Source organism: Kordiimonas lipolytica, assembly GCF_001550065.1.
Genome location: NZ_LRUB01000002.1, coordinates 278,975 through 301,324 on the forward strand (window position 1 = coordinate 278,975; position 22,350 = coordinate 301,324).

A 22,350-nucleotide genomic window follows, 5' to 3' on the forward strand; every position below is an offset into this window, starting at 1 on the left:
CAAATGCAAAAGTGGAAGCCTGGTGCCGGAAGGGGCCGGGCTTCTTTGTGCCTGTGGTTCACAGAGGCCTCCTGTTTCCGTTTCTATTCAAAAGCGCCGCCCTCTTGGCGGCTTGACCAGGATCAGGGAGAGCGGAAATGATTATCACCTTCAATGGCGAAGATGCGGTACCAGCCTACGGCCCAGGGACAGAGGGCAACCCACCAACAGCTGCCCAAAGTCGGACCAATGTTGTCAACGCGGTCAATACGGCGATCAGCAACCGGATCAAGGCGGTGGGCGATGTCGCGAACGTCCAGGTGATTGATGTTTTCGGTGACCTGAAAGGGGCCGAGCTCCTGAACAGGGGGGAGCCGGAGCAACTGATATTCACGCAGTTGAATTATTTTTTCCGCGCCTCGACAGATGTGTCAGGACTTGCGCCTTTGCAGGGCGTTGAAGGATTGGCCGATGGTGGCCGTCGCAGGTCGATTGGACTGACTTCGTCGAGCTTGCAGCGAAGCCAGCTGACTTTTGCCGACTTCAATACAATCATTGAGATTGGCACTTTCTATTCGGTGGCCCGCCGTGGTGCCAGCCACAAGAAATACGGTACTCGGATTGTGGGTTTCTATTTCAAGGGCACGAACAATGACGGCCAGTTACTGCGACTGTATCTGCCCGATGATTGCGGCCGTATGAGGCCCATTCAGCAGCTGGTTGACCCAACAGTTGAGGATATTGAGGGTGAACTGGTGGGGATCAATACAGGCAGCGACTATCAGGTTGGTATCTTTAAAACGCCGCTATCTCTCAAGCTTCGCGATGGGCTCGATATCTGGCGCAACATTATCAATATCGGCGCGACAAGCTTCTCAGGTGATTCCAGCAAATATCTGGACAGCTTCGGCATGGTCACCAGCTTGACCCCTACGGGCAACTACATCGATGCCGGGTCAACGAGCGAAGTGATCTTTGCCTTGGACTTCGAGCTTGTGGATCGAGACGGGGAGGGCCCTTTTGGGACTTACGAAATGGATTTCCAGTCCTCCAACACAAACAGGAATCTTCTGGTGGACCAGCAGGGCAAGGAACGCACCTGGAGCATTCCGTCCGTGTCCGCGCTGGATGTCGAAATCGGAAGCCCTTTTTCGCAAAAAACAACCCATACCCGTACGCGCCAGCAGGAGTCCTCGGGCCAGAAGCAGATTCTGGAGAAACTGATCCAGAACCTGCCCGCCAAATATTACAAGCTCGTCAACTTTACCGGCACGGAAGTGGGTAGTGTTGATGCTGCAATCTGGGTGACAGACAACCTAGACCGCAAAACCAAGATCACGGTGCCTCTTGGTAAGAAGCTGCTGCTTGTTGAAGAAGAGGTCGAAGTGGTACAGGCCATTATTGATGCCATCTAGCGCCGGGGTGCCCGCGCTATTTGGTGGTGCTGTTCAACGTGATTAACGCACCTTTAATCATGGCACCTTAGGCTGGTCGTGAAACCACTTTGGAGGTGACGCGATTAGCGGTCCAATAGACAGTCTGGCCAATCTTCATGTCTTAATGGCGCTTGGGAACGCTCAAGCGGCTGCAAGCCTGAAAGATATCCTGCTCAGGCGGCGGGTGGGCGTCTTTACGCCCGCCAATAACCGCGACGCGGTGGAGATGATGCTGGATCATAGCTATAATATGCTGGTGATCGACGAGCATTTCCCTGACCTGGGGGGCATAGATTTCTGCCGGTTCCTCCGCCTGACCAACAGCCCGATGGCTGTGGCGCCGGTTATTTTCGGCATTCATGAGCCGAACCAGAAAAAGGTGATTGCGGCTCGGGATGCCGGAGCCACCAAGATTGCAGTGATGCCATTCTCCGGCGCTAGCCTGATCAAGGCAATGGAGGATGCGGCAAATGATCCGCGTCCCATTATCCAGGACACCAGCTATAATGGGCCGGATCGCCGGACCCGGAGTGTGCCACCCCCAGGTGGTGTTGACCGTCGCTCGAAAACGCCGACTTCAATCGACCGGGCCACCCAAATGAAGATTCTCCGTGGCGTGAAGAGCTGATCCCGGCAAGTCCATTAATGAAAATTATAAGCCGCGCTTGAGTTAGCTGCCTGCGTCTTATATGACGAAAGACGTCAAACATATAAGTCTGTCTGGGAGGGCCGCGCGTGAGGCTGGGCGAGAAATCCGATCTTCGAGTGCTGATCGCTATGGCCAATGGCCAGGCTGCCATTGGTGCGCGGGCTGTGTTCAAGGAACAAGGGGCCATAAGCTATCAGGTTGCTGAAAACAATCGCGATGCCATGGAAAAGATGAAAGCGGAACAGTTCAACCTTCTGCTAATTGAAGACACTTTCCCTGACATAGGCGGCATCGATTTCTGCCGTTTTATCCGCATGATGAATGCGCCAATCTCTGTTGCGCCCATCATATATGCGCTTAAGGACCCGGACCGTGAAAGCGTCCATCAGGCGCGTGATGCAGGTGTCAACAAAATGGTGGTGATGCCTTTCACCACGGCAAGCCTGGTGAAGAATCTGGAAGATATCCTGTCGCACCCAAAGCCCTTCATTCGTGTGACAGGCTATTATGGCCCTGATCGCCGTGTGGGTGGGGGAAGCTATTCCGGGCCCGAGCGCCGGAAGAAGCAGCAAGGTGTTTTCCCGGTTGCCAACCAGAAAAAGGTCTTCAAGGGGCTTTAAAAGACCGCCTTTCCGCTCGACACTTCCGGTCAAGATTGATAAAAGTGCGGCCATGCAAACCCACAGTAAATATGGCTGGCCTCGCGCTGGCATCATTATTCGAATTACTGGCCCGGCGCTAATAGACTAGCGACCGGGGTTTTAAGTTTACACATTTTCCAGAATTCAATTGGGTGCGACGCAATTTCAAGGCGGCCCCATTTATCAAGAGCGAGACAAACAGTCATGTCTGCCGACAATAGTGAAAAGCGCGATTATCGCGATACCGTCTTCCTGCCGAAAACAGATTTCCCCATGCGCGCGGGCCTGCCGCAGCGCGAGCCAGAGTTTCTGAAGCGCTGGGAAAAAGATGCCATCTACAAGACCCTGCGCGAGGACGCGAAGGGCCGCGACAAGTTCGTGCTGCATGATGGCCCTCCGTATGCCAATGGCAACATCCATATCGGCCACGCGATGAACAAGATCCTCAAGGACGTGATCGTCAAGTCGCAGCAGATGCAGGGCAAGGATGCCCCGTATGTGCCCGGCTGGGATTGCCACGGACTGCCGATCGAATGGAAGATCGAGGAAAAATACCGCAAGAAAAAGAAAAACAAGGACGATGTGGACCCTGTTGAGTTCCGCAAGGAATGCCGCGCCTTCGCCGACGAGTGGATCGATGTGCAGCGCGAAGAGTTCAAGCGTCTTGGCATCTTCGGCAACTGGGAAAAGCCCTACCTGACGATGGACTTTGACGCAGAAGCGCAGATCGTTGAAGAACTTCTGAAGTTTTCAACCTCTGGCGCGCTCTACCGCGGTTCCAAACCGGTGATGTGGTCGCCAGTTGAGAAAACAGCACTAGCGGAAGCTGAGGTCGAATACCACGACCATACAAGCGTGCAGATCGATGTGGCTTTTCCATTCCTTAAAGCGACACACGAGGATCTTGAGGGTGCGCGGGTTGTTATCTGGACCACCACCCCTTGGACCATCCCGGCAAACCGTGCTGTCTGCTATGGTCCCGATATCGACTATGTGGTGGTCGAAGCCACAGAAGTGGGCGAGGGCGCCCTGATGGCGGAAGGTGACCGTGTTGTCGTTGCCGAAGCTCTGCTTCTGGATTTCGTCAAGCGTGCGGGCATTGAGAACTATCTTGTGATCAGCCACCTGAAGGGCAGCGCCTTTGAGGGCGCTATCCTCGCGCACCCATGGCGCGGTCACAAAGACGGCAACCGGGGTTATGACTTTGATGTGCCGATGCTGCCGGGCGACCATGTAACCACCGAGGCTGGTACCGGTTTCGTGCACACAGCCCCTGGCCATGGTGACGACGACTATCAGGTTGCCCATGTGAAGTTCGGTATTGAAGTGCCTTACACGGTCGACGAAAGCGGGTGCTATTATGAGCATGTTCCGCTGGTGGCAGGCGAGCATGTCTATAAGGTTGCCGAAAAGGTATGTGAGCTGCTTACTGATGCCAGCGCGCTGATGGCGAAAGGCCATCTGACGCACAGCTACCCACACAGTTGGCGCTCCAAGGCACCGCTGATTTTCCGCAATACGCCGCAATGGTTCATCTCCATGGAGAAAACGGACCTACGCGCAAAGGCGCTTCAAGGCATTGAAGATACCAACTGGTACCCTGCCATTTCCAAGAACCGCATCAGGGCCATGGTTGCGGACCGGCCTGATTGGGTAATCTCGCGCCAGCGGGCCTGGGGCGTGCCGATCACAGTCTTCGTGAACAAGGCGACCGGCGAGCTGCTACAGGACGCAGATGTCAATGCCCGCATCATTGCCGCCGTCAAGGAAGGTGGCGCGGATGCATGGGTTGCTGTACCAGCGCAGGAGTTCCTGGGCGACAAATATGACGCCGAAGATTTTGAGCAGGTGCACGATATCCTGGATGTTTGGTTCGATAGTGGTTCGACGCACGCGTTCGTCTGCGAACAGCGTGAGGAGTTGCAGAGCCCAGCGGACCTGTATTTGGAAGGGTCAGACCAGCACCGCGGTTGGTTCCAGTCGAGCCTTCTTGAAAGCTGCGGTACGCGTGGCCATGCGCCTTACAAGAATGTTCTGACCCACGGCTTCACCATGGACGGCGAAGGCCGCAAAATGTCCAAGTCGCTCGGTAACACCGTGGCGCCACAGAAAATCATCCAGCAATATGGTGCAGATATCCTGCGTCTTTGGGTGACGTCGGTGAACTATATGGAAGATGTGCGCATCGGCGACCAGATCATCCAGGGGCAGGTAGATGCCTACAGGAAGATCCGCAATACCATGCGCTATCTGCTGGGCAATCTTGACGGCTTCACGGAAGAAGAGCGGCTGCCGGCAGCCCAGATGCCAGAACTTGAGCGGTATGTGCTGCATCGCCTGGCGGAGATTGACGCCCTGATCCGGGATCGTGCGAACCATTTCGATTACAACCCGATTTTCCAGGCGCTCTATCAGTTCTGTATCGTTGAGCTCTCAAGCTTCTATTTCGACATCCGCAAAGACGCGCTTTACTGCGATGCAGCGAACAGCAGTCGTCGCCGCGCTGTGCGCACGGTGCTGGATGAAGTCTTCATGCGTCTTACTACCTGGTTCGCGCCGATCCTTGCCTTCACGGCCGAGGAAGTCTGGCTGTCCAGGTTCGGAGATGACGCCCAGAGCGTGCACCGTCAGATGTGGCCTGAAACACCAGCCGACTGGAAAAACGACGCACTGGCAGAGAAATGGACCATGATCCGCCGCTTGCGCCGTGTGGTCACTGGTGCGCTTGAACTGGACCGCCGTGAGAAACGTATCGGCTCCAGTCTGCAGGCGGATGTGGCCGTTTATGTGGCCGACCACGCTTATGTGGACGCACTGGCGGGTCTTGACCTCGGGGAGCTGATGATCACTTCCTCAGGCCGCATCATTGAGGCAGATGCCCCAGAGGGTGCCTTTACCCTCGAGGATGTCAAAGGGGTTGCCGTGGTAACGGCGGCTGCAAGTGGTGACAAATGCGAGCGCTGCTGGGTGGTGTCCGAAGAAGTATCCGCCCACGGTGAGCTGTGCAACCGCTGTGCGGATGCTGTAGCAGGGCTTGATGCCCAGGCTGCGGGCTAATCACCCTGATGGCGGGGCCATATTTCAGAAAAGGGCTTTTGGCGGCTGCGGGTTTGCTTGTGGCCGACCAGCTCTCGAAATGGTGGATTCTCGAAGGCCTCCGTTTGCCAGAGAAAGGCAGTATTGAGCTGCTGCCTTTCCTGAATTTCTCCATGGTCTGGAACCGTGGCATTTCAATGGGTATCCCGCTTGGCGAATCCCTTGGGAGATGGGGCATCATTGTTCTGACCGGGCTAATCAGCCTGTGGGTGGCGAAATGGCTGTTTGATACGGCCAAGAAAGTGGAAGCCTGGGGGCTCGCGTTGATCCTGGGCGGCGCCATTGGCAACATCATTGACCGCTTCCTGCATGGTGCCGTGGTGGACTTTGTGCACCTGCATGCGTTGGGCTACAGCTTCTATGTTTTCAATGTGGCGGACGCGGCAATTACCATTGGTGTGGTGCTTCTGCTTATTGATGGGTTGCGGCCAGACAAGAAAGGCCCTAAAAATGCCCAAAAGGTCGGCGACAGTACGGCCGACCACAAAGGAGAGAGTTCATGAACCTCAAGTCTGTTTTGTTTATCGGTGCGGCTGCCCTGACGCTTGCGGCATGCGGTGGCGGTAAAAACAGCCCCGACGAGTTTGAAGTTGTCAGCCGTGCGCCGCTTGTGGTGCCGCCGGAAGCAGACCTGTCGCCGCCACGTCCGGGTGAGCCGAACGCTCAGACGATTGATGCCAGCGGCCAGGCTTACGAAGCGCTGTTCCCAGGTAAGAAATTCAAGCGGTCTGAGCCAAAGTCTGACTCTGAGCGTGATCTCTTGTCCCGCGTTGGCCCAAGCGAGCCGGACGTGCGCTCCAATGTTGGCCAGAAGGACCTGGCTGTCGTGAAGAAAACTCTCCTGCTGGCGGATATTCTTGACGCCGAAGAGCGTGAGTTCCGGACCGACAATGTGTCTGTACGCCGGGTGTCTTCTGGCAGCTGAAACTAGCGCTATAGAGTATGGGAAAGCCGCAGGCGTTGATGCTGCGGCTTTTTTTGTGCCTGCTCTCCTGGCTGAACGCCTCGTCCATCCTCAACCAAAATGCTATGCGCATTTGGCACGCCCGTTGCTTATAGAATCGCGCCGGTTGCGTTACGAGGACAAGTGATATGGACATCGCAAAAACAGACGCCAGTACGCAACATACTGAATCTTTTGGAAGAACCGGAACCAAGACGGGGGTCATGGATACAGTTCGAGATTTTCGCGCTCTCATGGAGCAGTTCGACGGGACGGGTGAGACGCGCATTATTGCCCACCAGAGGAACGGTATTGCCGAGTTGGGCGTGGTTGGGTGGGCAATGCGTGCCCTAGAACTTGACGCCTATATGGTCGCCAAGAAGGACCTTCTGGAAGAAGAAGGCCTGACCGTTGATGACCTCTATGAAATGAAAGCATCCGAGCGCGCCGTTTTTGAAGCTCGTGTTATCAACAGTATGCGCAAGGAAGACATGGCGCAGGCGGTCAGGGCGTATGAAGAGCTCGAGCTGGAGCGGAAAAAGCAGAATATGTACAGGGTGGTTACAATTCCGGATCCGGAGTAGGCCCCATGAAAATAATTCCATCATTTCCAGGCCTGGCTCCTTCGCCTGACAGCACAGCGGACACAAGCGCGCCTCAACCCAAAGAAGGCACCCGAGAAGCCTTCAGTGAGTATCTGCAGGCTTTTGATGCCGCGGGAAAGGCGCGTGTGAAGGCCGATTTTGCCCAGAAAGCCGAGGGGTTTGATCCCATTGCCTGGATGTTGCGTGTTCGGCATCTTGGCCTTTATGACCAGGCCCGCCATGACCTGATGGCCGAAAAGAACCTCGACCATAGCGACCTCGAAAAAATGAGCGAAGAAGACCGTATCATCTTCGAATCACAGGTTTATGACCGTGTGCGCGATAAGCTTGTTGAGCGCATGGGCAGGCACCATCACTGCCACTGTGACGAGGAAGAGATCAGGCTTTATCGCGCCGCGCCCTTCCTGATTTCAAACTAAGTTTCAGCCCCTTTTGCTGCTGGCGATAAATTGCGCTTGGCGGCTCTTCCATGGCCCAGAAAACCCTGATAGGGTCGCGCCATGACAAGCCAGAACAGACATGATCTTCCGAAACAGGCAGGCATCATCCACCTGCTGAGCGAACGCACCATCAACCGCATTGCGGCAGGTGAGGTGGTCGAACGGCCCGCGAGTGCCGTCAAGGAACTGGTGGAGAATTCGGTCGACGCTGGCGCTACCCGCATTGATGTTGTGATGCGCGATGGCGGCAAGGCGCTTATCCAGGTGGTGGATGATGGCCGCGGCATGGATGCTGAAGAGCTGAGTCTTGCGGTGGAGCGCCACGCAACTTCCAAGCTGAAGGATGACGATCTGGTCAATATCGCCTCGCTTGGTTTCCGGGGCGAGGCGCTGGCGTCCATTGGCGCGGTAGCTCGGCTCACCGTTACATCGAAAGCCAGGGGCACAAATGAGGCCTGGGCCGTGCGCGTAGAAGGCGGGCAAAAGCACGCGGTGGAGCCCGCGGCGCTCACCACAGGCACCCGCATCGAAGTGCGGGACCTGTTTTATTCCACGCCCGCGCGGCTGAAGTTCATGAAAACGGCGCGCACGGAATATGCCCAGGCAGGCGACGTGATCAAGCGGCTGGCGATGGCGCACCCGGATGTGGCCTTCACCCTGTCTGACGGGGACCGCACCACCTTCCGCGCCCCGCAGGTGACAAGCCTCACGGGTGATGTACGGCTGGAGCGGCTGGGCGCGATCCTTGGCAAGGAATTCCGTGAAAACGCGCTTGAGATTGATGCCGAGCGAGAGGAGCTTCGCCTGACCGGTTTTGCGGGCCTGCCAACCTATTCGCGCGGCAATGCCCAGCACCAGTATCTTTTCGTCAATGGCAGGCCGGTCAAAGACAAGCTGTTGAACGGGGCCGTACGCGGCGCGTACCAGGACTATCTGGCGCGGGACCGCCACCCCATTCTGGCGCTGTTCCTCGATGTACCCTCAAGCTTTGTGGACGTGAATGTGCACCCCGCCAAGGCAGAGGTTCGTTTCAAGGACGCTGGCCTTGTGCGGGGCCTTATTGTCTCCGCGCTCAGGCACGCGCTCGCTGCAGCCGGGCACCGGGCGTCGACGACCGTCGCAGGCGCAGCGCTTGGTGCCATGCGCCCACACACGGGGCTTTCCTCCCTGCCGATGGGTCGCCCGCACGAGCGCCCAACCTTGCCTGCTGGATTTAACGAAGTCGCCGAACAGATGTATAGCCCGTCCGCCGGGTCATATGGCGAGATGCGGGAAAGCCAGCTGGCGTTCGACCGCACGGGCGATATGGCAGCACCTTCCGCCCGCCCGATTGACGAGCAGGCCACCTATGGCGCGCGGGCGGCGGATGTGCCGCAATCTGCGCCGCAGGACCTCCCCCAAGATTTCCCTCTGGGGACCGCGCGGGGGCAAGTGCACGCCACTTATATCGTTAGCCAAACCGCCGACGGCATCGTGATCGTTGACCAGCACGCGGCCCACGAACGGCTGGTTTATGAACGCATGAAAAAACAGATCGCAGCTACCGGCGTGGCGCGGCAAAGCCTGCTGCTGCCGGAAGTGGTGGAACTTGAAGACGGCCCGGCGGAGCGCCTTCTCAAGCGCATTGATGAGCTTGAAGCTTTGGGGTTGGTGATCGAGCCTTTCGGTGAAGGGGCCGTGGTGGTGCGTGAAGTGCCCGCGATGCTCGGCAAGCTGGACGTGCCGGGCCTTGTGCGCGATCTGGCCGATGAGCTGACAGACCTTGATGAAGCGCTGAGCTTAAAGGAAAGCCTTGAAGAGGTGTGCGGCACCATGGCCTGCCACGGCAGCGTGCGCGCGGGCCGCAGGCTGACCGTGGACGAGATGAATGCATTGTTGCGCGAGATGGAAGCCACGCCGCATTCCGGCCAGTGCAACCATGGCCGCCCGACATACGTGGAGCTGAAGCTCAGCGATATCGAGAAGCTGTTCGGGAGAAGATAGGGAGACGGAGAATGAGCATTCCTCAATCCGAAGTGCCGAAGCATTGGAATTACTTTTTGATGCTAGAAAATGACCTTGCCCAGATTGCTCGGTATATAGAATTCCACGAGGACAACTACGAGACCTATTCACTCGAATTATCCCGACTTTTAGTGTCTGCATGTGGCGAAGTCGACGCTGCCATGAAGCAAATTTGTAGTTCTTTGGGAAAAAAGCTTCCCGCAAATCCTAACATTGAAACCTACCGAGAGGTTGTTAGTGAACTCCTTCCAAAGTTTGCCTCTAAGGAGGTGAGTATTCCCCGATTTGGGTTGATGCTAACTCCTTGGTCAAATTGGCTGGACGATGAACCAAAGCGGCCAAATTGGTGGAAGGGGCACAATGGTATAAAACATAGTCGGCATACAGAATTCCAAGAAGGCAATCTTAAGAATGTCCTCAATGCAATGGGCGCATTGTACATTGCACTCGCTTGTTTCTATTCTAGGAGAGGTGAGGAGCATCGATTGCCTCCTGTGCCAAGTTTATATTTCCCAAAAGGCTTTTACGGCGGAGAAACGTTCGCGGCAGGCTTTTTTTTCTATAACTTCATAGATTTTCATTAATCCCCCGTTTCGTCTCCAGATAGGTTGCGAAGCTGGCGAGCCAGTGGCTGCCGGCATAATGCTCGTCGCTTACGGCCTTGATGCCGGTGTCCTTATGGATGCTGGCGGCGGCAAGAAGCGACGCCTTGCGGGGGTCGCCTTGCGGCAGCGCTGAGGCAATGCCTTCCAGCGCCCAGGCGCGGGAAAGGTTCACGCCGTCCAGATGCACCAGCTTGCCGTCCGTCGCGTCTTTCACAATCGCGGGCTCAAGCCAATCGCCCTTGCCGTTTCTGGGGATGCGCGGCAGGAAGCGCCCCAGCCAAACGGCGAAGTCCGCCTGGTTCATCACCCGGCGCATCAGGTCAGCCTCCATCAGGCAGGGGGAGAGGAAATCTTCGCCCGAAGGCTCATAGCCGATGGGGCAGCTTGTATCGTCCTCATAAAAATCCAGCGTGCGTTCGGTAAGCAGCGCCTCAAATGCACCGTCATCCACCGTGCGGGCGTAATCCAGCATCAGGCCAAAGGCGAAAGCACTTTGGTTGTGGGTGCCAAGGCGCACGGGATAGGCAAGCTTCGGCAGCCATGCAGTCATCTTGGCTACAATCGCGTCTTCAAGCGGGCGCAGGGTTTCCCGCCATTTCTGGTGCAACGGGTCACTGCTTTCATGCAGTTCCGCCACCAGTTGCAGGTACCAGGCGATGCCGTAGGGGCGCTCGAACCCCTTGCGGCCTTCCGCCATATAATAAGCGACTTCGGCTTCGATGTTCTTAGCCGTGAAGCTTTCTGCCAGCGCGTCTGTTGCAATCTCTGCAAACGGGCCTTCTGGGTCCTGTTTGATCAGGCGCACCAGAAGCCAGTGGCCATGGACTGAGGAGTGCCAGTCGAAGCAGCCATAGAAGGCGGGTGTCAGGTCCCGCGGCGCACCTACGTCAGCATCGGAATTCAACACATGGCTGATCTTGTTCGGGTATTCCCGGTGAATGCAGCCAAGCGCCATACGGGCGAACCGGTCTGTCACCACGCCTTCGCGGGCAGGCGGCAGGGAGATGTCCGCTGTATCATGTTTGGCGCCATCGTCGCAGGCCGTCAGCGTCAGCCCGCCCAGAAGTGCAAGTGTGAGTGCTGATTTTTTCACCGGTATCCTCCCCGTGGATTGCTTTTCCAACCCATAGCACCATAGCGGGCGAGACGCCACGGTGAAGGGGCAGATTGGCCCGGCCAGCACTTGACCGGGCCAAAACATATTCAGAAGATCATTCAGGAGATTTTTCGGCGTCGTCTTCAAAGCGGGGCGGAAAGTCACCTTCCAACATGACGCAGTAATTGACTGTCAGGCGTGGTCCCACGATGGCCATATCCGAGCCAGAACCAGTGGGTGCGATGGTCACGGTGGTTGTTTCCTCCGGAGAGCTCATTTCCTCTGCCTCGGTTTGCATGTCAGGTTCGGGCGCCATATGGGCATGAGGGGCGGTCATCGCCGCGTCCGATGAGACCGTAGCTGTGTGCGTATGATACGCTAGTTGATTTTCATTTTGATTGACGTACACGCGCCCAAGGTTGACTCCGACACGGGTTCCGTAGGCTCCCCCCTCCATATGGTGTGGGGACAAATTCGCCAACCCCAACAGGGGAACGCATGGCAAGATTTGGCAGGGCAAATGTCTTCACGCCGTCCCCGCCATAACTGTTGCCATATACGGCATAAAGTTCCGGGTTTGCGGTAATTTCAATCAGCTGCCCCCTGGCCTGAGCAGTGCCGACAGGACAATAACTCGCGCCGGTCATGCAGATGTCGCCAATGTAGGAATACTCTGGCTTGCAGCCTGCCTGGGCCTTGTCAGTGGTGAAAAGGCTGGCGGCGGTGCCGATGACAGCGCATACGGCTAGGTGGGTGATCTTAAGTGTCATTGTTGGTCTCCGTGCAGGGGGAGGGAGGGCAGCGTGCGCGCCCATATATGCAACTCAAGACAGGGGGCAGTGCCGCCCCCAAATGCGGTACTGCAAAGCGATTGTAGGGTGAAGCGGAACAACCAAAAAGGGCATTAAATAAATATATGCTTTTTCAGGTTGTGCTTTCGGGTGATGTCATTGGGCAAGGTTTCGGCAAGGAAGGTCAGGCACTGAAGCGTGCTTTCAGACCCTTGATCAGGGCTTTGCTTTCTTCCATGTGGGCTTCTTCGGTCTCTAGGATCGTCAAGAACAGCCGCTTCTTGAAGCCTTCAAGGTCATAGTCCGCCGGTAACGGGTCGTCGCCTGCGGCATCCAGCATAAAGTCGACCAGCCTGCTGGCAGCATGGAGGCGGCCCCAGATATAGTCATTTTCGCGCGCCTTGCGGCTGAAGAAGGCGCCAAAGTTATAGAGCTGCGTGCCCAGAAGCGGTTGCTGGTCGTGGGTTTCCTGCATGTTTTCACAGTCCAGCGGGCTGATGCGCGCGACACGGATTTCATCCACCTCCAGCAGGTCGGCGCCTTGGCTCATGGGCAGCATAAGCACGTCATAGAAGGCATACCCCACATAGGCGCGGAACAGCGTCAGGCGAAGCGCATTCTGTGGCAGTACGGAAAGCGCCAGCGCGAAAGTTTCGTCCTGCTCATAGTCCAGGTCTTCAAGTTCCATCGCCTTGGCGACGGAATCAAGAAAGGCTGTGATGGCCATGTCATCAACTGGTTGTGTGACCAGACGCTCGAAGATGGCCTCGTCAAAATGCTCGGGTGCCCAGCGGGTACGGTAGCTTTCCAGCATGGTATAGATCTGGCGCTTGATTTTCTTGACCGGTTCCACCAGGTGGCTCTGGTTGTCTTGCTGCATGAAACGGTTCAGCTTCATGATCACAAAGCGCAAGCGCCGGATGCGGTAGTCTACATCCAGTTCACGCAAACGCCGCACATGGTGCTGCTGACCTTGTTCAGGCACGATATCCACGACGCCGCCTTCGGGGCACAACATGCCTTTGCGTTCGGCCCACTGCCGCAGGGCCTCAAACATGTCGGATTCTGATAACTTCACGCCGCGAAGTGCCGCACCTTCCACCATCAGCTGCGCGAGCCGCTCGAACATGCGAACGGTCTTTGACTGCATATAGCTTGAATAGCTGAAGCCTGTGTGCTTGTGCGCTTCTTCGTGCGCGCGCTCACGCCAGCTGGCAAGCATGGCGGTGTCCACCTTGCGCTCCTGGTCCAGGTTCAGCACCTTGTCAACTAGGCGGTTGACCTGTGCTTCTGCCGATTGCAGCGTGGCCTCGAACCGGCGGGCGTTTTTATTCTGCTTGTCGATGGCGCGCAGGTCCTCATATATCGGCTCACGGCGCGGGATTTCAGCAAGAGCAGACAGGATCGTGCGGAAGAAACCGGGCAATTCCTTGTGGCGCTGACCCTCAAGCAGGCTTTGCGGGTCGTCCGGCAGGGGGTCGACATAGATGATGCGGCGGTCTACCTCGCGGTGAGCCGGGCGCTCATACACCGCCCCGATCGCTGCGCCAAATGGTTTGTTGTTGGTGACACCGCCATCAATGAAGGACATGTCATAAAGGGTGTCCATATCGCTCACGAGCGCGGGGAAGTTCTTGGTCATGAAGGCATCACGGCCAGGCCATGGTTGCCGCCTTGCCTTCAGGCGTTCTTCCAGGTCCTTGAACCTGAGCGGGGGGAAGGCGCCCGGGAAGCTGGATGTCGCCCTTGCGGCAAAACCAAGGCCGGGGATGTTGTCGTCGCCAAAGTCACTTACCATGGCGCCGGTGGCGGCCTGGCGGAAGCCGAAATTAAGCGTGACACCGTGCTGGTGCTCAAGCACTTCCTTGGGGTCATGAAGCTTGATGCGCCGCGGCTGGCCGAAAAAGTTGGTCAGGCTGACGAACAGGTCCAGCTTGTGACCTGGCGGCATCAGTGTGTGGCCACTATCTACCTGGCCCATATTTTCGCAGGCGTTCAGCATCCATGTCAGCATATGGGTGCCGGAAAAAGGCGGCTGGAACCAGCGGGAGCGAACAAAACGGAAGAGCTTGCGCTTTGTTTCCTGGTCAGGCGCATGGTCCCCAAACGCCTTGCCGCCGAAAAGCCAGATGAAGGGGTAAAACCACAGTTTGCTGGTGCGGTCGGCGATGGTGTCTTCTTCCATCAGTTCTTCAATGTCTGCCAGGTTGAGCCACATGGTTCGTAGGGGATCGAAATCCAGGTCGTGCGCCAAGGCTCGGGCCAGGAAGATGCCGTTGATGCCTCCGGCTGATGCACCTGAGACAACATCCACAATCACCCGAAGTTCAAGTTTGCGCCCGATGGCCTGGAACAGCTCAAAATAGAGGCTTTCCGTGTCGGTACGGTAAGGGCGTTTCGGCGCTGCTTTGTCAAAGGTGGTCGCAGCACGTTCGATCCGGTCGGATACGCCGTGATAGGCTTTTGAGGCGCGCACAAGTTTCAGGACCTCGCTTGAGATGCCGTTCATATAGATGGCGAGCGATGCCCCGCCATAACATACAAGCGCCAGTCTGAGTTCCTTTTCCCGCATATCCGCCTAAATCCTTATGCGAGCTGCGGTGTCCGCAACCCTATGGATAGTTTGCGGTTTTTTGCGCGAAACGCAAATGGTTGTTTGGCCGGACGAATGGGTCCGGCCAGAACGCATTTCTCTGTATCGTGATTTTAGTCCGGGCGCACGGGGTATATGCCACCCGTGACGATACAGTACCGAAGGCCAAGTTGTGGGCTCACGACATTGATTGATTGCCCGCTTCCTGTGCTCGAAACCCTCACTGTCCCGCCGGTGTTGGTGCCCCCGGAAACGCCGGCCAGTGGGATGGTCGTATTGCCTGGGCCAGAAAACAGATTTACGTCGTCGCCAGGCTGCAGGCCGGTGTTTGGCTCGGCAAGCATGTTCTTGTCTGTCACTTTATGGGCGGTGGCGTCTTGCGCAGCGACTTCGACTTTGACTGGCTCACTTGGGTTTGGCGTAAAGAGAGCCTGATGGGTATGCGGTGGCATTTGGTCAACGGTTTGGTACACGCTTTCTGCGCCCCGCTGTTCGCCAAGAGTAATGTTTGTCAGGCCCGGGGCTTGCCCAACGCCTACGGGTGTCCTGCCGCGCAGGTCTGGCAGTCGGAAAGTGCGGACACCATCGCCGCCATAGGTATTTCCAAGCAGGGAATAGAGCGTCATATTTTCCTTGATTGGCAGTATTTGGCCGTCGGCTTCCAAAGTACCTCTGGGGCAATAGCTGGCCGCAGTCAGGCAAACCGATCCTGTGTAAGACTCCATATTGCAGCTGGCCCCGGCAGCGCTGGAGAGGGCAAGAGATGCAATCCCAAGCGTGAAGGCACTTAAGCGCATGTAGTGACGGTACTTTGGTGTGGTGTTCATCGAGTTTTCCTTGTTGCTGGACCTTGCATGATGTCGGCCATCAGAAAATGTTGCCGAAATTCGTGTCCGCCCTCTGCCGCACGCCTGCGTTCTGGGCGGCAAATGAAAATGTCTTATAGATTGTATTTTGGTGCAAATTATTTGCGCAAAAGTTGTTATGCGTGAGTTGTACAAGCATTGGCAGATGTCGGGCGTGTGCGCTCAGTTGGTCTAAACCTAAGATTAAAAAGGGTTTTACCCGGTGACGGCTTAGGCTTGCTGCGCTAGATTGCGGAGAAACTCAGGAGCAGTGAAACTTGACGGATTCCATGGTAGTAGATCCCAATTGGTGGCCGCACCGGTATGACCCGGCGCGCGGGCATGTGCATTTTATTCGCGCCTCCCGCGATGATCACCGGGAGGCTGTGTTCCTGACGGACGAGTATCTGAAGGATGCGGCAAACCCGAGGGCGACCGGTCTGGGGGTGGCAGCCCAAGCAGGCGATAGCGCTCCCCTCCATTTTATTTTTCATTCGGCCTATTGCTGTTCCACATTGCTGGCGCGCGCTTTCGACCTTCCGGGCGTTTCTATGGGGCTGAAGGAACCGCAGATACTCAATGATTTGTCGGGATGGAGGATGCGCGGGGCAAAGCCACAGGAGCTGGCGAGCGTGATGTCGGGCGTGCTGTCAGTTCTGGCGCGCCCCTTCGCTGATGGTGAAGCCGTTGTTGTGAAGCCGTCCAATTTGGTGAACGGCCTTGCCGGACTGATGCTGTACGTTAAGCCTGATTCAAACGCCGTATTCCTGTATGCGCCCCTTCGGGATTTCCTGGGCTCGATCGCTCGCAAGGGTATGTTTGGACGCCTATGGGTTCGCGAATTAATGGTCAAGCAGATGCGCGAGGGGCTGATAGACCTCGGGTTTCAGGGCGAAGACTACCTCCAGCTTACCGACCTGCAGGCTGCTGCTGTCGGGTGGCTGGCACAGCACGCCATGTTTGCCCAGATTGTGCAGAAGTTTGGTCCGTCAAGAATCCGGACACTCGACAGCACAAAGCTGATGGGCGCGCCGGGGGAGATGATGGCGGCTTTGCTTCGACACTTTGGCCTATCCATGGCGGATGACGAGCTTGAAGCGCTTGTTGATGGGCCTGTGTTCAGGCAGCACTCCAAAAACGATCAGGCCTTTGATGCCGACGCCCGCGATGCGGCCCGTCGGGAGGGCGAGAGGCTTTATGCCGATGAGATAGACAAGGTTCATGCCTGGGCTGAGGCTGTGGCGAAAAACGCCGGTGTACCCCTGGCTTTGCATGCGCCTCTTATTTGACCCCCTTTATTGATCCCCAAAGAAAAAGGCGGGCCAAAAGCCCGCCTTCCTTTTTTGCTATGTCACATCAACCTTAGAAGGTGATGCGTGCCTGGATGCTGAAGCGGCGACCCAGGGCGTCGAACGTGGACGGATATGTGTTACCGCTGTTGAAGCCTGTTGAGCCGATGAAGGAACCAGTCAGTGGTGGTTCTTTATCGAACAGGTTGGAAACCGTGCCGGTGAGGGTCACGTTTTCCAGAACGCGGTAGCGTACCGACATATCGAACAGGTTGTAGGCTGGTGTCTTGCCGAAAGTAGATTCTTTCGTCAGGCCCTCAGGAACACCTGTGAACGTTGGGTCGGTTGGGTCGTCGTAGAACTCATACTTGTTGCTGCTGATGTGGCGCCAGTTCAGGGACACATCAAACTTGTCGAACGACAACGTGTTCCGCCAGTTGAAGCTGAACTCAGGCTGGATCGAAGCACAGTTCGCGCTGTAGAGGCCTACACACTCACGGTCGAGCGATACGCCGGTTACAGCCTGGAACGTGGAGCTGTTGGTCCAGTTACCAGATACGCGGGAATCCCAGTCGATATCGTCAGTGATCGCCATACCGTAAGATACGGAGAAGTCAATACCGTCTGTCGCGATGTTACCGTTGTTCGACGTGAAGAGGTTCAGACCGGAAACAACAGCGCTGTCACCAGAAAGACCACCATCAATCGGCGAACGACCGATTTGCGAACAAGCTGGGTTGTCAGTGCTTGGGTTGTTGAAGCAAGCATCAATCACGTCGTTTGGTGCTGGTGCGTTGATCGCGCCGTCAACCTTGATGTTGTAGTAATCCGCAGTAACCGTAAGGCCTGGAATGGCTGCAGGCTGCAGAATAATACCGATCGTCCAGCTGTCAGATTTCTCTGGCTGCAGGTTGAGGTTACCACCAAAGGTACCGTTAGCTTGACCAGCTGCTGGCTGTGGAATGAAGCCAATCGCACCTGCTGGAGCACCCTGAGCGATACAAACATCGCGCAGTGCGCCAGTTGGAACATTGCCGCTGTTTACGCCCTGGTCGTTCACGCTTGCACATGGATCACTTTGCAGGTTGGTCAGACCAGTGTTCTGCGGAGCAAACAGCTCAGTGATGTTTGGTGCACGAACAGCGCGTGAGAACGTACCGCGGACGGTTACGTCATCAATCGGCGTCCAGCTCAGACCCAGTTTCCAGGTCGTCGTGTCATACTTTGGGCTGGTCTCGTCATCCACAGTATAGTTGGAATAACGAATGCCGGCTTCAAAAGTAAGTTCCTTGGCAAAATCGGCGTCCTGCACGATTGGCATAAGAACCTCAGCCACGGCTTCATAAACGCTGTAACCGCCGTAGGTGTTTGGCTGGGCACCGCCTGCACCACCAAGGTCGCCCGACTGCGACAGCAGATCGGATTCGATGGATGCGGAGTAAGTACGCCACTCGCCACCAACAGCGAAGTTCAGGCCATCGGAAGCCCATGGCGTTGTGAAGTCGAGCTCACCAGACAGGGAGCCGACAACCTGACCCATGTCGAACTTGGTAGTGATGTTACTTTCACCGCCAGCCAGGAAGGCATTCATTTCTTCAGTGATCGAACCTGTTGGGCCGAAGTAGTCAGCTGGTACACAACCGTTTGATGAGTCGTTACAGCCGTTCGGGCCTGCAAGCAGCGCCTGGCGGAAGCGGGACTTCATCCAGTAGCCTTTTTGAACCTGCGTCTGGTCACCTTGGCCATAGGATGCGTAAACATCCCAGTTCATAGTGTCGCCCAGCTCACCGCGGATACCAGCCTGGTAGTCGAAGTAAGTAGAGTTGAAGTCGCTGATCCGTGGGCCACCCTCTACGTTACGACGGCGAAGCTGAGTGTTCACGGTGCGGTAGTTCGGGTCAGTCGCATCAACAGCGGCACCTGCTGCGTCACACTCTGCCTGAGTGTAAAGTGGCGTATAGACGCCTGCTGTCGGGTCAGTATCGAACGCACAGAATGCGTTACGCTGAGCGTCGGACAGATATGGATGGTTCAGGGATACAACAACCGAATCACCAAATGCGCCGGATGGTGCAATCAATGTGCTTACAGTTTGTTTCGAGAAGATTGCCCGAGTGTAAACCTCAACGCCGTCAGCGATTTCATAGTTTGCGGACGCATAGATATTGTAACGATCAAATGGCGTCTGGAACACGTTGAACGGTGCGTAGTTGAATGGAGTGAAGGCCGCAGCGAATGTGCGGTCATCCTGAACGCCGCCCAGTGGCAGGTTGGCATTGTCTGCGCCTGTTGGGTTTACGTTACCGAAGCGGGTGTTGAAGGGGCCAAGGCCGGAACCGCCTGCAGTACCATCCCAATAGAAGAGCGTGTCTTCGGAGAAGTCACGGTCGCCCTGGAATACAGCGTCAGACTTCTGGTAACCGATGCTCAGCACTGCGTTGCCGCGACCGTCATCCAGGTCAGCACCAACAGTAATTTCGTAGCGCTTCGTGTCGCCATCGCCTTTTTCAGTGGTGCCGTATGCAACATTGGCTTCCACGCCGGTGAAGTTCTTTTTGGTGATGAAGTTGGTAACACCGCCAACGGCGTCAGCACCATATGTCGTGCTTGCGCCACCAGTCAGAACGTCAACGCGGTCAACGATTGCGAGTGGGATGTTGTTCAGGTCAGTACGGCCTTGAAGTTCGGATGGTGACATCCGACGACCGTCAAGAAGTACAACGTTCCGGTTGGAGCCGATACCGCGCAGGTTCACGTATGAGAAACCGCCGTTACCGTTGTTTACCTGGGCACCAATCGAAGGAACCATGCCAGGAATTTCACGGAGAAGTTCCTCAGCAACGCCAGCCTGCTGGTAGTCCATTTCGTCTGTAGAAACCACCGATACCGGTGCTGAGCGTGTCAGGTTTGGGTTTTTAATAAGGGAACCCGTTACCACGATTTCTTCAAGGTTGATGTCGTCCGTGTCGGCGTCAGCGTCCTGCGCATAGGCAGTGCTTGCACCCATTGCCATCAGCGCTAGCGCTGTGGCGGTGCCGCCGAGAAATTTGGATCGCGCCCCCTTAAGGCGATCCGGGCCAAATGTGTTTGCCATGAGTTTTCCTCCTCTGTGAAATGGCAGAACTATGTTCTGTGTCCGCCGCTCTTGCGGGCGGCGCGACATACAGGAGAAAAGACCCTCTTGTTCGATTGGTTTCAAATGAAATGAAGCTTTTTTACTTAATAAAAAGTTCTTAAATTTCAAATACGTAGTAAAAAAATCACATCAATATTTAGATTATATTTAGCGTTTATTTAATTGGTTTAGTTTAGTGTCGACATTAGCACCAAAGTATATTTTATTATACGTTAGTTGCTATTGTTGGTTAGGTAGCAAAAATAGGTTTATGCGGATAAGACAATTCGCTGGTCGCCATCCCTCCCGAAAAAAGAACTTTTGTGGAAAAAAGTTGGAGTCGTGGGTGTGAGAGGCCCGCATTCTGGTTTGTTTCATCGGGCGGTCGGGGTCGTCTGGTGCAAAGGAGGTTGGCGCATCCACCCTGGATGGGGGGCGCAGGGCAGATGCGCCGGAGAATGTGTTGCCTCGGCATGCCATTACAATTTCGGACACGACAGGGTAAAGGCAACCTTGGCAAACAGGCGGTCGAGTGGACATGGTGTTGGCCTCCGGCCGCCTGCCATGACTGTTACGTGTGTCTGACGGGGTGTCCTTCGTGCAAAAGTCGCCGGAAGTGCTATTTTCTGAGCAAGAACAAAATCCGTTGCTGGCCCTGGCTGCGGTCATCTATGACCTCAAGCTTGTCCGGAATATCAAGTGGCTCGTCGGAAGCCTGTTCGCACACAATCACGCCGTCTGCTGCCAGCCAGCCTTGCGCCAGGATAGCGTCGAGTGTTGGGCGGACGAGCCCTTTCCTGTATGGTGGGTCCATAAAAATGAAATCGCAGGGCTCTGTCGCAGTGGGCAACCTCGTTGCATCTTTGGACAGGACGGTGGTTTTTGGGGCCACGCCAAGCGTTGCGATGTTGGCGTTGATGCAGGCGATTGAAGGGCGGGCTTGTTCGACGAAAGTGACCTTGTCGGCACCTCTCGATAGCGCCTCAAGCCCAAGCGCGCCGGTTCCCGCGAAAATGTCCGCCACCACAGCGCCGGTCATATCCGGATACCGGGCATGCATCAGCATGGAAAACAGGCGCTCGCGCATACGGTCCGTGGTGGGGCGCACGTCGCGCCCTTTTGGCACTTCAAGCCGCCGTCCGCGAAACTGCCCGGCGACGATGCGTGTCATTTCTTAGGCTCTCGGTTCGGACGTCCCTTCGGTGCAGGGCCTTTGCCGCGTGCTTCAGGCTTGCCGGTTGGCCGTCCAGTTGGCATTCCTTTGTCTTTCCCCTGAGGCTTGCCGTCTGCTTTGGTGCGCGGTTTGCGCATGCCAGGCTTGGGAGCATCGGCATCTGCAATGCGGCTCTTGCGGCGGCGCTTGGCGCCGGGCTTCGGCTTGTCGTCTTTCTTTGCCTTGGCCCATTTGCTGGGGTCATGTTTCTTGATGGGCGCCGCTACGCTACCTGTCGCTTCGGCGAAGAAGCCTGACAAGGCATCGCGTAGCTGTTTGTCGGGAACCGCTGCGACCCCTTCAAGTGGTAGGTTGCCAAGGGCAAAGGGACCATAATGGGTGCGGATCAGGCGGTTAACCTCGAGCCCCAGATGTTCCATCACGCGCCGGACCTCGCGGTTCTTACCTTCACGAATGGCTACAGTGATCCAGGCGTTGGCGCCAGCCTGACGCTCCAGCTTGGCCTCAACCGCGCCATAATGGACGCCGTCTATGGTGACACCGTCCTTGAGGCTCGCTAATGCCTTTTCGTCTACGCGGCCATAGGCGCGCACCCGGTAGCGGCGCACCAGTGCCGTGGACGGCAGCTCCATCCAGCGGGCAAGTTCGCCATCGTTGGTGAGCAACAACAGGCCCTCTGTGTTCATGTCCAGTCGGCCGATGGCGATCACCCGGCCAACGTGGTTCGGCAGGTTGTCGAACACTGTCTGTCGGCCTTGCGGGTCCTTGTGGGTGGTCAGCGTGCCGCGGCGCTTGTGCATGCGCCAAAGCTTGGTTTCGCGCACGTCGCCGATAGGTTCGCCGTCAACCGTGATGCCTTTGAGGCTGGAGACCAATACGGCCGGGGTTTCCAGCTTCTTGCCGTCCAGCCAGACGCGGCCTTCACCGATCATGCGTTCCACGTCGCGGCGCGAGCCAACGCCAGCGCGCGCCAGTACTTTGGCGATGCGTTCAGCAGGCATGTCTGGGGCAGTCTCTTCTGTTTTATTTTCGTCGCTCATTATCAACCG

Annotated in this window: 19 protein-coding genes; 11 read left to right on the plus strand and 8 right to left on the minus strand. The window is 56.4% G+C overall.

The features are described from left to right. The first annotated feature begins 137 nt into the window (after window positions 1-137). From KORM41_RS01460 to KORM41_RS01505, 10 genes are all read left to right on the plus strand, one after another. Window positions 138-1,394, plus strand: a complete 1,257-nt coding sequence (locus tag KORM41_RS01460; protein ID WP_068143635.1) for a hypothetical protein — start codon at window positions 138-140, stop codon at window positions 1,392-1,394. A 145-nt stretch (window positions 1,395-1,539) separates the two neighbouring features. After that, on the plus strand, window positions 1,540-2,043 hold the full coding sequence (locus KORM41_RS01465; protein WP_068143637.1) for a response regulator: 504 nt from the start codon (window positions 1,540-1,542) through the stop codon (window positions 2,041-2,043). A gap of 107 nt (window positions 2,044-2,150) precedes the next feature. Further along, window positions 2,151-2,684 carry a response regulator gene (locus KORM41_RS01470; RefSeq protein WP_068143639.1) on the plus strand — a complete coding sequence of 178 codons (534 nt, stop codon included), beginning with the start codon at window positions 2,151-2,153 and terminating at the stop codon, window positions 2,682-2,684. A 225-nt stretch (window positions 2,685-2,909) separates the two neighbouring features. Further along, window positions 2,910-5,762, plus strand: a complete 2,853-nt coding sequence (gene ileS / locus KORM41_RS01475; RefSeq protein WP_068143642.1) for an isoleucine--tRNA ligase — start codon at window positions 2,910-2,912, stop codon at window positions 5,760-5,762. An 8-nt stretch (window positions 5,763-5,770) separates the two neighbouring features. After that, the gene (lspA, locus tag KORM41_RS01480; RefSeq protein ID WP_068143644.1) at window positions 5,771-6,304 is read left to right on the plus strand and encodes a signal peptidase II; all 534 of its coding nucleotides are present in this window, start codon (window positions 5,771-5,773) and stop codon (window positions 6,302-6,304) included. Beyond that, window positions 6,301-6,726 carry a DUF3035 domain-containing protein gene (locus tag KORM41_RS01485; protein ID WP_068143646.1) on the plus strand — a complete coding sequence of 142 codons (426 nt, stop codon included), beginning with the start codon at window positions 6,301-6,303 and terminating at the stop codon, window positions 6,724-6,726. Before lspA ends, KORM41_RS01485 begins: the two co-directional genes overlap by 4 nt. Window positions 6,727-6,968: 242 nt before the next feature. Next, the gene (locus KORM41_RS01490; RefSeq protein ID WP_156431850.1) at window positions 6,969-7,328 is read left to right on the plus strand and encodes a hypothetical protein; all 360 of its coding nucleotides are present in this window, start codon (window positions 6,969-6,971) and stop codon (window positions 7,326-7,328) included. Between the two features lie 5 nt (window positions 7,329-7,333). Then, window positions 7,334-7,768, plus strand: coding sequence for a hypothetical protein (locus KORM41_RS01495; protein ID WP_068143650.1), 435 nt, complete (start codon window positions 7,334-7,336; stop codon window positions 7,766-7,768). Window positions 7,769-7,849: 81 nt separating this feature from the next. Next, on the plus strand, window positions 7,850-9,772 hold the full coding sequence (gene mutL, locus KORM41_RS01500; protein WP_068143652.1) for a DNA mismatch repair endonuclease MutL: 1,923 nt from the start codon (window positions 7,850-7,852) through the stop codon (window positions 9,770-9,772). An 11-nt stretch (window positions 9,773-9,783) separates the two neighbouring features. Further along, a complete protein-coding gene (locus KORM41_RS01505) occupies window positions 9,784-10,377 on the plus strand; it encodes a hypothetical protein (protein WP_068143654.1) in 594 nt (197 codons plus the stop codon). Here KORM41_RS01505 and KORM41_RS01510 read toward each other — a convergent pair. From KORM41_RS01510 to KORM41_RS01530, 5 genes are all read right to left on the minus strand, one after another. Next, entirely contained in the window at window positions 10,361-11,497 is a 1,137-nt protein-coding gene (locus KORM41_RS01510; protein ID WP_068144072.1) for a DUF2891 domain-containing protein, read from the minus strand. The genes KORM41_RS01505 and KORM41_RS01510 overlap by 17 nt on opposite strands. 112 nt (window positions 11,498-11,609) lie before the next feature. Further along, on the minus strand, window positions 11,610-11,831 hold the full coding sequence (locus KORM41_RS01515) for a hypothetical protein (protein ID WP_068143656.1): 222 nt from the start codon (window positions 11,829-11,831) through the stop codon (window positions 11,610-11,612). Between the two features lie 52 nt (window positions 11,832-11,883). After that, on the minus strand, window positions 11,884-12,264 hold the full coding sequence (locus KORM41_RS01520) for a phage tail protein (RefSeq protein WP_068143659.1): 381 nt from the start codon (window positions 12,262-12,264) through the stop codon (window positions 11,884-11,886). Window positions 12,265-12,469: 205 nt separating this feature from the next. Further along, window positions 12,470-14,857 carry a patatin-like protein gene (locus tag KORM41_RS01525; protein ID WP_068143661.1) on the minus strand — a complete coding sequence of 796 codons (2,388 nt, stop codon included), beginning with the start codon at window positions 14,855-14,857 and terminating at the stop codon, window positions 12,470-12,472. Between the two features lie 134 nt (window positions 14,858-14,991). Then, entirely contained in the window at window positions 14,992-15,705 is a 714-nt protein-coding gene (locus KORM41_RS01530; protein WP_068143662.1) for a phage tail protein, read from the minus strand. 308 nt (window positions 15,706-16,013) lie between these two features. Here KORM41_RS01530 and KORM41_RS01535 point away from each other — a divergent pair, with 308 nt between their 5' ends. Continuing rightward, on the plus strand, window positions 16,014-17,012 hold the full coding sequence (locus KORM41_RS01535; RefSeq protein ID WP_068143664.1) for a hypothetical protein: 999 nt from the start codon (window positions 16,014-16,016) through the stop codon (window positions 17,010-17,012). A 73-nt stretch (window positions 17,013-17,085) separates the two neighbouring features. Here KORM41_RS01535 and KORM41_RS01540 read toward each other — a convergent pair whose 3' ends face one another. The 3 genes from KORM41_RS01540 to KORM41_RS01550 form a co-directional block, all read right to left on the minus strand. Further along, a complete protein-coding gene (locus tag KORM41_RS01540) occupies window positions 17,086-20,106 on the minus strand; it encodes a TonB-dependent receptor (RefSeq protein ID WP_082719654.1) in 3,021 nt (1,006 codons plus the stop codon). A 640-nt stretch (window positions 20,107-20,746) separates the two neighbouring features. After that, a complete protein-coding gene (rsmD, locus tag KORM41_RS01545; protein WP_068143666.1) occupies window positions 20,747-21,298 on the minus strand; it encodes a 16S rRNA (guanine(966)-N(2))-methyltransferase RsmD in 552 nt (183 codons plus the stop codon). Further along, window positions 21,295-22,341 (minus strand): pseudouridine synthase, encoded by a 1,047-nt coding sequence (locus KORM41_RS01550; RefSeq protein ID WP_082719655.1) that lies wholly within the window; start codon window positions 22,339-22,341, stop codon window positions 21,295-21,297. The genes rsmD and KORM41_RS01550 overlap by 4 nt, the downstream gene beginning before the upstream one ends. Window positions 22,342-22,350 lie beyond the last annotated feature (9 nt).